This window comes from Bradyrhizobium sp. (assembly GCF_049512235.1).
GTDB lineage: Bacteria > Pseudomonadota > Alphaproteobacteria > Rhizobiales > Xanthobacteraceae > Bradyrhizobium.
The window spans coordinates 1-11,866 of the sequence record NZ_JBEKXH010000189.1; the positions used below are offsets into that span (position 1 = coordinate 1).

The 11,866-nt window shown below is 61.7% G+C and carries 9 protein-coding genes; 6 read left to right on the forward strand and 3 right to left on the reverse strand.

Translation table 11 applies throughout. From position 1 onward, the window contains the following. The first annotated feature begins 93 nt into the window (after positions 1-93). Positions 94-1,713: an inorganic phosphate transporter gene (locus tag ABSG20_RS18355; protein ID WP_423865930.1), complete on the forward strand. Its 1,620-nt coding sequence runs from the start codon at positions 94-96 to the stop codon at positions 1,711-1,713. A 416-nt stretch (positions 1,714-2,129) separates the two neighbouring features. On the opposite strand, the gene ABSG20_RS18360 is transcribed toward ABSG20_RS18355, so the two are convergent. Then, positions 2,130-3,302, reverse strand: coding sequence for a M20 aminoacylase family protein (locus tag ABSG20_RS18360; protein ID WP_423865931.1), 1,173 nt, complete (start codon positions 3,300-3,302; stop codon positions 2,130-2,132). A gap of 211 nt (positions 3,303-3,513) precedes the next feature. Between ABSG20_RS18360 and ABSG20_RS18365 the strand changes: the two genes are divergently transcribed. Then, positions 3,514-5,133: a GMC family oxidoreductase gene (locus ABSG20_RS18365; protein WP_423865932.1), complete on the forward strand. Its 1,620-nt coding sequence runs from the start codon at positions 3,514-3,516 to the stop codon at positions 5,131-5,133. Between the two features lie 126 nt (positions 5,134-5,259). Here the strand turns inward: ABSG20_RS18365 and hpnO are convergent, their stop codons facing one another. Then, positions 5,260-6,651, reverse strand: a complete 1,392-nt coding sequence (hpnO, locus tag ABSG20_RS18370; RefSeq protein ID WP_423865933.1) for an aminobacteriohopanetriol synthase HpnO — start codon at positions 6,649-6,651, stop codon at positions 5,260-5,262. 93 nt (positions 6,652-6,744) lie between these two features. Here hpnO and ABSG20_RS18375 point away from each other — a divergent pair, with 93 nt between their 5' ends. After that, positions 6,745-7,368, forward strand: a complete 624-nt coding sequence (locus ABSG20_RS18375; protein WP_423865934.1) for a DUF2147 domain-containing protein — start codon at positions 6,745-6,747, stop codon at positions 7,366-7,368. Here the strand turns inward: ABSG20_RS18375 and hpnN are convergent. Then, positions 7,336-9,924, reverse strand: a complete 2,589-nt coding sequence (hpnN, locus tag ABSG20_RS18380; RefSeq protein WP_423865935.1) for a hopanoid transporter HpnN — start codon at positions 9,922-9,924, stop codon at positions 7,336-7,338. The genes ABSG20_RS18375 and hpnN overlap by 33 nt on opposite strands. 116 nt (positions 9,925-10,040) lie before the next feature. Between hpnN and ABSG20_RS18385 the strand changes: the two genes are divergently transcribed. The 3 genes from ABSG20_RS18385 to hpnH form a co-directional block, all read left to right on the forward strand. Further along, positions 10,041-10,172 carry a hypothetical protein gene (locus tag ABSG20_RS18385; protein WP_423865936.1) on the forward strand — a complete coding sequence of 44 codons (132 nt, stop codon included), beginning with the start codon at positions 10,041-10,043 and terminating at the stop codon, positions 10,170-10,172. A 228-nt stretch (positions 10,173-10,400) separates the two neighbouring features. Continuing rightward, positions 10,401-11,327 carry a 4-hydroxy-3-methylbut-2-enyl diphosphate reductase gene (gene ispH, locus ABSG20_RS18390; RefSeq protein WP_423865937.1) on the forward strand — a complete coding sequence of 309 codons (927 nt, stop codon included), beginning with the start codon at positions 10,401-10,403 and terminating at the stop codon, positions 11,325-11,327. Positions 11,328-11,363: 36 nt separating this feature from the next. After that, positions 11,364-11,866, forward strand: a 503-nt coding sequence (gene hpnH, locus ABSG20_RS18395) for an adenosyl-hopene transferase HpnH (RefSeq protein ID WP_423865938.1), incomplete at its 3' end; no start/stop codon positions are given.

Genomic DNA, 11,866 nt, shown 5'->3' on the forward strand with positions numbered 1-11,866 from the left:
GAGGACAAAGTCTCGTCGCCCCTGTCCTTTCACCATAGTGTCACATGCGTCACGCAAACTCCGTTGATCTGGGAATTCAGGGGAGACCTACCCATGAGCGATGTTGCCTTACCCGGCTCGATTGAGCCCGCCCGCAGGGGACCGAACCTCGATGGCGGCTTTCATCCGCTGACCGGCATTATCTACATGGGCGTGGTCGCAGCGGCGCTGCTGTTCGTGGCCTACAGCATCTACGACGATGTCGACGCGACCGGCACCAAGGTAACGGACTACCTGCCGTACCTCCTGCTCTTTGTCGCGCTGCTGATCGCGCTCGGCTTCGAATTCGTCAATGGCTTTCATGACACCGCCAATGCGGTGGCCACCGTGATCTATACCCGCTCCCTGCCCGCGCACATCGCCGTGGTGTGGTCGGGGATGTTCAACCTGTTCGGCGTCCTGCTATCGACCGGTGCGGTCGCCTTCGGCATCGTGTCGCTGCTGCCGGTCGAGTTGATACTTCAGGTCGGCAGCGGCGCCGGCTTTGCCATGGTGTTCGCGCTTTTGATCGCGGCGATCATCTGGAATGTCGGCACCTGGTATTTCGGCCTGCCGGCGTCGAGCTCCCATACCCTGATCGGATCGATCATGGGCGTCGGCATCACCAACGCGCTGCTGCGCGGCCGCGACGGCACCTCCGGCGTGGACTGGTCGCAGGCCGCCAATATCGGCAAGGCGCTGCTGCTGTCACCTTTGTTCGGCTTCGCGTTGGCGGCGCTGCTGCTGTTTGCCCTCAAGACCGCGTTGCAGCACGCGACCCCGGCCTTGTTCGGCGAACCCGTGGGCGACCAGCCGCCGCCGTGGTGGATCCGCGGCATCCTGATCCTGACCTGCACCCTGGTCAGCTTCTTCCATGGCTCTAACGACGGCCAAAAGGGCATGGGGCTGATCATGCTCATTCTGATCGGTACGGTGCCGACCGCCTACGCGCTGAATCGCTCACTGCCCGAGAGCCAGATCGAGCTGTTCAACGTGAACTCGGCGGCGGCCAGCAAGGTTATTGAAAATAAGGGCGCCGGTTTCAACGTTCTGGGCAATCCGCGGCCGGCCGTGACGAACTACGTCGCGCAGCGCCAGATCAACGAGGGAACCTTCCCGTCGCTGGCAGTGCTGGTGCGCGACATCAGCAACCAGGTGACCCAATACGGCACGCTGGCGAAATTCCCAGCTGACGCCGTCGGCAACACCCGCAACGACATGTACCTGGTTTCCGAGGCCATTCGCTTCCTCATGAAGGACAAGGAAAGCGAACTCAGCGGCGACGAGATCGCGACGCTCAACAAATACAAAGGCTCGCTCGACAGCGCGACCAAGTTCATCCCGACCTGGGTGAAGATCGCGGTCGCGATCGCGCTCGGCCTCGGCACCATGATCGGCTGGAAACGCATCGTCGTTACCGTGGGCGAGAAGATCGGCAAGACCCATCTGACCTACGCGCAGGGCGCCTGCGCCGAAATCACGGCGGCTGCGACCATCGCGGCCGCCGACGGCTACGGACTGCCGGTTTCGACCACCCATGTGCTGTCGTCCGGCATCGCCGGCACCATGGCCGCCAGCGGATCCGGGCTGCAATGGTCGACGATCCGCAACATCGCGCTGGCCTGGGTGCTGACGCTGCCGGCCGCGATGATCATCTCTGGTCTTCTGTACCTGATGTTTTCCAGCATTCTGTAGGCCGCGGCGCTCGGCCGCCTCACGCTGTCGAAATGATAATGCCCGCACCATCGGCGCGGGTCTTGCTATGCCGATGCGAGCGAAGCCAAAACCTGCAATCTAAAACGGGCCGCCAGTTGCCGCGCTCGATCATTTCGATCTTGCGAAATCCGCGCGCGCTCCCGCCGCTCGAAGGCATCGAGCTCTTGCTGAACAGCCCTTCGGTAGCTCTCGAATTTGGAGCACCCATCGCTGCGGTGAGGCCCGGCCTCGAAGCTGTCATTTGTCATGCCATGGAAATATAGGCGAATGTCGGCGTTACGAAAAGTAGTCTTTTTTCGCACGGCGCCTTATAGTTGAGATCATGAATAAGCCTCTGGCATCATGAGGTTCGCCGTGCGAGCGGCAGGTCATTTGACCCGGGGGGAAAGCGGCCCTCACGCCGCCAGCGTGTTCTCGACCAGCCTGATCCAGTACGAGGTGCCGAATACGATCGCCTCGTCGTCGAAATTGTAGGCCGGATGGTGCAGGCCTGCGCTGTTGCCATTGCCGCAGAAAATGAACGCGCCCGGCCGCGCCTGCAGCATGTAGGAAAAATCCTCCGCGCCCATCAGCGGCGGCATCTCATGAACGTTGCCGTCGCCGGCCACTTCCCTGGCCACCCTGGTCGCGACATCGGTCTGCGGGGCATGGTTGACCGTCACCGGATAGCCGCGTTCGTAGACCAGATCGATCTTCGCACCCGTGATCTGCGCCACGCCGGCTATGACCTCGTGCACCCGCTTCTCGACCAGTTCCCGAACTTCCGCCGTCAGCGTCCGCACCGTGCCTCTGAGCTCGGCGGTTTGCGGGATCACGTTGCGGGCATTGCCGGCGTGGAATTCGCAGATCGAGATGACTGCCGATTCCAGGGGATCGACGCTGCGCGACACGATCGACTGCAAAGCCGTGATCAGCTGGGCTCCGACCAGAACGGAATCGATGCATTTGTGCGGCCGCGCGGCGTGCCCGCCAAGCCCCTCGATCCGGATATCGATGGAATCGGTTGCCGCCATGATCGGGCCAGTGCGGATCGCGAACGTGCCGATCGGGAATCCCGGTCCATTATGCATGCCGTAAACCTGGTCGATGGCAAAACGGTCCATCAGCCCGTCCCGGATCATTGCCGCGGCGCCGCCGCCGCCCTCTTCCGCGGGCTGAAAGATCAGGACCGCATCGCCGGCGAAATTCCGCGTCTCGGCCAGATAGCGGGCGGCGCCGAGCAGCATCGCGGTGTGGCCGTCATGGCCGCAGGCGTGCATCTTGCCCGGGGTTTTCGAGGCATAAGCCAGATTGGTGGCTTCCTGGATCGGCAACGCATCCATGTCGGCCCGCAGCCCGACCACCCTGATATCGCCATCGCCCGGGGGTTTGCGGCCCTTGATGACGCCGACCACGCCGGTGCGGCCAAGACCGGTCGCTACTTCGTCGCAGCCGAATTCCCGCAAACGGTCCGCCACAAATGCTGCAGTGCGGTGCACGTCGTAGAGCAATTCGGGATTTTCGTGGATATCGCGGCGCCAGGCCTGGATATCGGGTTGCAGATCGGCGACGCGATTGAGGATGGGCATATCGAAGGTCTCGGTCCAGTTAAGTGTCCAGCCCTGTCTAGCATGCAAGCCCCGACCCACCCAACACTCCTGCGCCGGGGTTGGACCTGACGGCAGGGCAGGCTTGTGCCGTCGCGCCGCGTCTGCCTGAATAAAGCTCAGGGGAGACCTGCTTGCCCATCATAAAGCCGGGCATTGACGAGAAATCCTGAACCGGGGCGGAAATTCAAAAATGGCGAAAAGGCTCGAAGGTGATTTCGACTATATCGTCGTCGGCGCGGGCACCGCCGGCTGCATCGTCGCCAACCGACTGTCGGCGGATCCGGCCAACCGCGTGCTGATCCTGGAGGCCGGCGGCAACGACAACTGGATCTGGTTTCACATCCCGGTCGGCTACCTCTTTGCGATCGGCAATCCGCGTTCGGACTGGATGTTCAAAACCGAGCCCGAGCCCGGTCTCAACGGCCGCGCGCTGAGCTATCCGCGCGGCAAGGTGATCGGCGGCTGTTCCGCCATCAACGCCATGATCTCGATGCGCGGACAGGCCGCCGACTACGACCACTGGCGCCAGCTCGGCCTCTCCGGCTGGGCCTGGGATGATGTAAAACCCGCGTTCCGGCGGCTCGAGGATCATTTTCTGGGCGAAAGCGAGCATCATGGCAGCGGCGGCGGCTGGCGCATCGAAGCGCCCCGGCTGTCCTGGGCCGTGCTGGATGCAGTCGGCGACGCCGCGGAAGAAATGGGGATTCCGAAACTTGCGGATTTCAACACCGGCGACAATGAGGGCGTTGGTTATTTTCATGTCAACCAGAAGCGCGGACGCCGCTGGTCGGCGGCGCGAGGTTTTCTGAAGCCGGCCTTGAAGCGCCCCAATCTGCGGCTCGAAACGGACGTGCTGGTCGATCGCCTGATGGTCGAGAGCCGCCGCGCCGTTGGCGTGCGCTTTGTCAAAGGCGGCGAGGTCGTCGAGGCCCGCGGCCAGGCCGAAGTGATCCTGTGCGCCGGCTCGATCGGATCGATCCAGGTGCTGCATCGCAGCGGCATCGGCCCGGCGCAATGGCTGGCGCCGCTCGGGATCGGATGCGTCCTGGACCGCCAAGGGGTCGGGCGCAACCTGCAGGACCATCTGCAGCAACGCGCCATCTACCAGGTCGATGGCGTACGCACGCTGAATGAGACTTACCATTCGCTTTTCAGGCGCGGCCTGATGGGACTGGATTATGCCTTGCGCCGGCGCGGGCCGCTGACCATGGCGCCGTCGCAGCTCGGGATTTTCACGCGTTCGGATCCGCATCGCGAGCGCGCCAATATCCAGTTCCACGTCCAGCCGCTATCGCTCGACAAGTTCGGCGATCCCCTGCACCGCTTCCCGGCGATCACGGTGAGCGCCTGCAATCTGCAGCCGACCTCGCGCGGCACGGTGCGCATTCGATTCGGTCAAGCAGATGCCGCGCCCGAAATCGCGCCGAACTATCTGTCAACCGTGGCAGACCGCGAGGTCGCCGCCGACGCCATTCGTGCCACCCGGCGGCTGATGGCGCAGCCGGCGCTCAAGCAATTTCACCCCCGAGAATTCCTGCCGGGTCCATCGGTCGGCGACGACGATGCATCGCTGGCGAAGGCCGCCGGCGATATCGGCACCACGATTTTTCACCCCGTCGGCACCGCGAAGATGGGCACGGTGGATGATCCGATGGCGGTGGTCGACCAGCGGCTGCGGTTTTTTGGCGTTGCCGGACTTCGCGTCGTCGACGCCTCCATCATGCCGACGATCACCTCCGGCAATACCAACACGCCGACCGCGATGATTGCCGAAAAGGGCGCCGCGATGATCCTGGAGGATGCGCGATGAACTCGCCGAAAATTCCAGACCGCGTTGCGGACCGGCACCACAGGCCTAGGCCAATGCGATGCCAGGCCAATGCGATTGAGCTTTCGCTTTATCGTGCGCTCGGGACAAGCGACGCCGTGGGCCCGATCATGCCGATTTGCGCACGGCGTTATCGACCAGCGTCTTGCCCAGCGACCAGATCGCGCCGGGAACCTTGTGGCTGGAGGCGATGACGGTATCGAACGCCGTCTCGATCCAGTTGCAATCCTGCTCGGTGATGGTCAGCGGCGGCAGCAGCTTGATGGTATGACTGCCGTGGCCGGAAACCTGGGTCAGGATTTTGTGATCCTTGAACAACGGCACCGTGATGAGCTGGCAGAACAGACCCTTGTTGGCGGTTTCGAGGACGTTCCATGACGCCTTCAGCCGCAGCGAATTTGGCGGGCCGAACTCGACCCCGATCATCAGCCCCTTGCCGCGAACCTCCTTCAGGAGTTCATAGCCGGGAACCATCCGGGTCAGCGCCAACCGCAGCTCGGCGCCGCGTTTGGCCGCCGCCTCGATCAGTTTTTCGGACTCCAGCACCTCGAGGGTTGCGATACCGGCCGCCATCGCCAGATCGTTTTTGGCAAAGGTGGAGCCGTGCACCACCGCGCGATCCATCTGATTGAAGATCTTGTCGAAGACACTCTTGCGGGTGAGCAAGGCGCCGACGGGAACATGGCCTCCCGACAGCGCCTTGGAGAGCAGCACCATGTCGGGTTCGACATTCCAGTGCTCGACCGCGAGAAACCGGCCGGTTCGTCCCATCCCGGTCTGAATCTCGTCGGCGACCAGCAGGGTGCCGTACTTGCGGCACAGCGCCGCCGCACCCGGCAGGAATTCGTCGGTGGGCATGTTGACGCCCTTGCCCTGGATCGGCTCGAAGATAAAGGCGGCAACCTGGCGCGACGACAGCGCCTGCTCCAGCGCGGCGAGATCGTTGAAGGCAATCGACGTGCATCCGGGCAGCAGCGGCTGAAAGCCGGCCCGGAAGTTGGCATCGTCGGTGAGCGACAGCGCGCCATAGGACAATCCGTGGAAGGCATGGGCGCAGTAGACGATACCCGGCCGGCCGGTGGCGCCGCGGGCAAATTTGATCGCAGCTTCAACACATTCTGCCCCGGAATTGGCAAAAAAGACCTTGTCCAGATAGGGCACGTATTTCAGCAGCCGCTCCGCCAGCACGCCAGCCAGCGTCGAAACATCGAGTTGCACGAGGTTGGGCAGGTCGCTGTCGAGTACGCTTTTCAGTGCCGCGCGCAACGCCGGATGGTTGCGGCCAATGGCAAAAACGCCAAAACCGCTCAGCAAATCGAGATAGCGCACGCCGTCCCGATCGAACAGGTACTGGCCCTGCCCTTTCTGAAAGCCGACATCGTAGCCTATGGTCTTGAGGACCCGGACCAGCTGCTCATTTAAGTGGCGCGCATGCATGGAACTGCGCTGCGACTGGCGGTCCACAAACATCTCGGAAACGTCTAGATTCGAATATAGCATTGGCTACATAGCTGGGTTGATGGCCATCACGTCAACTGAAAACGCTCAATGCGGCGTTTTGCCCTTCACATATCTTAAGCACAGGTTCAAGCCATGTTGCACCGCCCTCAAAACGTTATACGCATTATAGCATACTCCGGAATATTTTTGGCGACAGGACTTGTGCCGGCCCTGGCGCTGGATCCCACCGGCGACTGGAGGGTGGCGGACGGGGTAGCGAACATCCGTGTTCAACAGTGCAATGGCAGCATGTGGGGCGCCGTTTCCTGGGAGCGGGACCCCGGAGGTCGCGACAGCCACAACCCCGATGTCTCAAAACAGAACAGGCCGACCCTGGGAATGCCAATCCTGCTCAACATGCAGAAGAAGCCGGGCGTGGATCAGTGGGAAGGCCAAGTCTATAACGGCAAGGACGGACAAACCTACAGTTCGACAATCAAACCGGTGGATCCCGACCATATGGAGATTCAAGGTTGTGTGCTGGGCTTTCTGTGCGGCGGCGAAACCTGGACGCGCGTCGAGGGCCCGATTCCCGCAAGCCCCGCCAGCAGCCTGACACGGGGACCCAAGCCCACCAAGACCACCACGCCAAAGACCGTCGGGGCCGCCAACCCCTTCGCCAAGACATCAGGTCAAAAGCAGCCGACCACGGCCAAGCCGGGCGATTCGGTCGGCGATATCTGTCTACTCCCCGATATCGCGGGGTTTACCCATTAACGCCGGCTGAAACAGTAACACCGCTGCCAATGTCGTGAGCAGCGAGAGCGCCAACAGTTTGCCCATGCTAGCGGTACCCGGATGACTGGATAGCCAGAGGCTTCCGAACGCGGTGGCCGTCGTCATTGCGCTGAAGAATATCGCGCGCGTCAGGCTCGACTGCAGCAGATTGGTTCGCCCCGATCGCCATGCCGTGACGTAGTAGATCTTGAATGCGACGCCGATACCAAGCATCAGCGGCAGCGCGACAATGTTGGCGAAGTTGAGCGGCAGCCCGATCAGCACGCAGATTTCCAGCGTTACCGTCCCCGCCACCAACAATGGCACCAGCGTCAGCAGCACGTCGGTGATCCGCCGCAAGGCGAGCCAGAGCAGCAGGCCGATCACGAGCAGCGCGTAAATGCCGGCATGGATGAAGGCACTGACGACGGTATCGCCGGACTTCAGGATGGACACCGGTCCGCCAATGGCATTCGGCTCGGCGGCCAGAACGGCGCTGGCAAACCTGCGCAGCGTATCATTGTCATTGGGATCGCCGCGCGGCAGCGCCTCGACCCGCTGCAGGCCGTCCTTGGTCTGCCACGAACGCACCAGACCGGCCGGCAGGGTCTTGAGGCTGACCGGCTGGGCCTGCAACGAGGTTTTGAGCTGGTCGAGCACCAACGTCAGCGGCGTTACGAAGATAGCCTGCGCCTTATCGCGCGTGGCTTGATTGGAGTCCGCGAGCTTGGACAGGGCATCGGCCAGCCGCCGCGAAGCCACCGCGCCCGGCCCCGTCGCATCACCGGCGGCCTTGCGCAAACTCCCTGCCGTTTCCTTCAAGGCATCGACATTCTCCTCGTCGGACGGCGCGGGATCGATGGAGTCCGGGTTCAGTGCGGGATTGAGAATCTTGGCGCCTTGGGCAATGAGTTTCAATTTCGCCGGCTGGTCTTCGGGGACAAAACTGTCCAGCGACATGACGCGGAGCACTTCAGGCAGCTGATCCAGACGGGCCGCGATGCTCTTCGCGTCGGTTTCCGAGCTCGTCATCACGTCGATGGCGTTGGCACCGGTGTTCGGATCACTTCTCAAATCGAGAAAGGTCGCGATCGACTCCACCTTGGGACTGCGCAAATTGATCGGGTTGAAGTCGAATCTGAGGAAGTAAAGCAACGGCAGACCGGCGACTGCGATCAAAAGCGTGCCGACGATGATGGCAACGCGGTGCCTTTCGAGAAAATGGTCGACCGGGGCCAGGAATGCATAGCCGACGGGCTCCTTTTCCCCGGGCGGGTTGAGCAACTTCAGCAATGCCGGCAGCACGGTGATGCTGCTGGTAAAGGCTATGATCATGCCGACACCCGCGATCTCGCCGAGTTCTGAAATGCCCTTATAGTCGGTCGGCAGGAACGAGAGGAAGCCCGACGCCGTCGCCATCGCGGCCAGCGACAGCGGGACCGCGGAACGCTCGGCCGCCTGCTGCAGCGCAGCCCCGAGATCGCTGCTCTTGTAGCGCTCCGACCGGTAGCGAACGCTGAACTGAATGCCGAAATCCACGCCCAATCCAATAAACAGGACGGCAAACGCGATCGACAGCAGATTCAGCGAGCCCACCATCATCAGGCCCAGGGCTGTCGTGATGGAAAGGCCGATGAAGAGATTTGCGAACACCGCGGAGATGATCTTCGGCGAACGCAAGGCCATCCACAGAATAAACAGTACCACGAGCACAGTGCCGATGCCGTTGACCACGGCGCCATCCTGAACGGTCGCAAATTCCTCGTTGGCGATCGGAACCGGCCCGGTCAGCCGTACGCGGGCGCCATATTTACCCGCGAAATCGAGATCTCTCGCCGCCTGCCTGATGGCATCGGTCGCATCCTTTCCTGGCTCCAGCGCATTGAAGTCGAGGATCGGCTTGAACTCGATGAAGGCGCGCCGATCGGCTGGTGTCAACGGCGTATCGCTGACAAGCTCCCGCCAGGAGAACGTGGCGGACCCCGTGGTCACCACCTTCTCGACGGTCTGGGCAATCAGGTTGAAGGGCCGATCGGTGCTGTCCAGCTTGAATTCTCCGCGCTTGATGCCGGCGAGGCCGGTTTCCAACGCGCCGGTCAACCCGCGTATGCTGGGATCGCCGGCCATGATTTCGATCAGCGGCGCGGCGGATGCAAACTGCTCCGTCAACCGGCCGACCTCGTCTACGGGCAGGAACAGCAAGCCGTTTTTGTCAAAAAATTCTCCGGAGCCGAGCGGCTGAACTGATGCAAAATGCACGGTATCAGGTGACAATTTCTTCTCCAGCGCGGCACTCGCCGCGCTGGTCAATTCCGGCGTCGGTGCCTCCACCACGGCCAAAATCGTGCTGTCCCGATCGAATGCCGTGTCGAATTGATTATCGCGCTTGCGCCAATCCAGATCCGGCGAGATCAGCGTATTGATATCCGTATTGATGGTGAAATGCCGGGCCGTGTAGAAACCTGCCGCTGTCGCAAGGGTAAGCGCGATCAGGACCGTGAGAAAGGCAAACCGCGTGCAAGCTTTGACAATCGATACAACGGTACTTGTCAGCACATCTATTCTTTCTCATGTTCTCGGCGTGCCCGAAACGCCCGCCATCTACCGGAGTTCCGAAAGCTGATCCGACACTGTTTTTGAGGTTTTTATACTTCAGGGCACCGGGAAAACGCGTGAAACGTCACGAAACCGCGCTCAAGGCTGATCTGGCCGGGATTGGTATAGCTCTGATCGATCTGGGTAAAGTGACGAACTTGCGAGGCGCAATGGCTGTTCGCCAGATTTCGTGCATTCCTGTACCATGATACCTTGACCGGGGCTAGAGGCTTCGTCTATGGCTCGCCGTTTCGCAATCCGCCTTTCCTAGCCGATCGTTTTTTGACACAAAGCCCCCGGGGGCATCCGTGGGCTTGGCCAGAGGACGGTTGGGAATTTGGTGTGGTGTGGTTATTGCAGATGTCCACTCTGGGTGGATGTCCGCGCTGGATGGGGATGTAAAATGAGTTTGGTGCAACTTGCGTAAGGGGCAACCCATGGAAGTGTATCTCGCGCAGCCCCGCGGGTTTTGCGCGGGCGTCGTGCGGGCGATCGAAATCGTTGAGCGCGCGCTTGAGACCTACGGCCCGCCGGTCTATGTGCGCCACGAGATCGTCCACAATAAATACGTGGTCGAAAGCCTGAAAAACAAAGGCGCCATCTTCGTCGAGGATTTGTCGGAAGTACCCCCGCGCGCCGTCACGGTATTCAGCGCCCATGGCGTGGCGAGGAGCGTGGAGGAGGAAGCCGCGGCGCGCGGCCTGCCGGTTCTCAACGCCACCTGCCCCCTGGTGACGAAGGTTCACAACCAGGGCAAGCGCTATGTGTCGAAAGGCCGGGCGCTGATCCTGATCGGTCATGCCGGGCACCCCGAGGTCGAGGGGACCATGGGTCAGATTCCCGGTCCGGTGTTGCTGGTCCAAAATGTCGAAGATGTGGCGGCCTTGACGATGCCTGCGGACACGCCGGTGGCCTACATCACCCAGACCACGCTCAGCGTGGATGACACCAAGGACATCATCGCCGCGCTGGAAGAGCGCTTTACGGATATTCAAGGCCCGGACATTCGGGATATCTGCTATGCGACACAGAACCGCCAATCCGCGGTAAGGGACCTCAGCAAACTCGTGGATGTTATTCTGGTGGTGGGGGCGGCTAATAGTTCCAACTCGAACCGGCTTCGTGAAATCGGCACCGAGGTCGGCATTCCGAGCTATCTCATTGCCGATGGCAGCGAACTGAACCCGGATTGGCTGCAGGACGCCAAGGCCGTCGGCATCACCGCCGGCGCCTCGGCGCCCGAGGTTCTGGTTGATGACGTGATCGAGGCGCTAAGACGAATCGGGCCGGTGGCAGTGTCGGTGCTGCCTGGCCGAGAGGAAAACATCGAATTTCGGCTTCCGGCCGAGTTGACGGCGGGCTGATCCATTTCTCTACTTAAGTCCAGAAAGAAACCTGTAATGGCAATACCGTTCTTCAAGGAAATGCGTATCGGCGGCTATCTGATGAAGCAGAAGCTGCTGGGCCGGAAACGTTATCCGCTGGTGCTGATGCTGGAGCCGCTGTTTCGCTGCAACCTCGCTTGCGTCGGCTGCGGCAAGATCGACTATCCGGACGCGATCCTCAATCGCCGCATGTCGGCGCAGGAATGCTGGGACGCGGCCGATGAATGCGGCGCACCGATGGTGGCCATTCCCGGCGGCGAGCCGCTGATCCACAAGGAGATCGGCGAGATCGTGCGCGGCCTGGTCGCGCGCAAGAAGTTCGTCTCGCTGTGCACCAACGCACTGCTGCTGGAGAAGAAGCTCGATCTGTTCGAGCCGTCGCCCTATCTGTTCTTCTCGGTGCATCTCGACGGCCTGAAGGAGCATCACGACAAGGCCGTGTCGCAGAAGGGCGTGTTCGACCGCGCCGTCTCCGCGATCAAGGCCGCCAAGGCCAAGGGATTCACGGTCAACGTCAA

Coding starts and splice junctions, on each gene's coding strand:
- ABSG20_RS18355 (WP_423865930.1), top strand. CDS start 94: ATGAGCGATGTTGCCTTACCCGGCTCGATTGAGCCCGCCCGCAGGGGA.
- ABSG20_RS18365 (WP_423865932.1), top strand. CDS start 3,514: ATGGCGAAAAGGCTCGAAGGTGATTTCGACTATATCGTCGTCGGCGCG.
- hpnO (WP_423865933.1), bottom strand. CDS start 6,651: ATGCTATATTCGAATCTAGACGTTTCCGAGATGTTTGTGGACCGCCAG.
- ispH (WP_423865937.1), top strand. CDS start 10,401: ATGGAAGTGTATCTCGCGCAGCCCCGCGGGTTTTGCGCGGGCGTCGTG.
- ABSG20_RS18375 (WP_423865934.1), top strand. CDS start 6,745: ATGTTGCACCGCCCTCAAAACGTTATACGCATTATAGCATACTCCGGA.
- ABSG20_RS18360 (WP_423865931.1), bottom strand. CDS start 3,302: ATGCCCATCCTCAATCGCGTCGCCGATCTGCAACCCGATATCCAGGCC.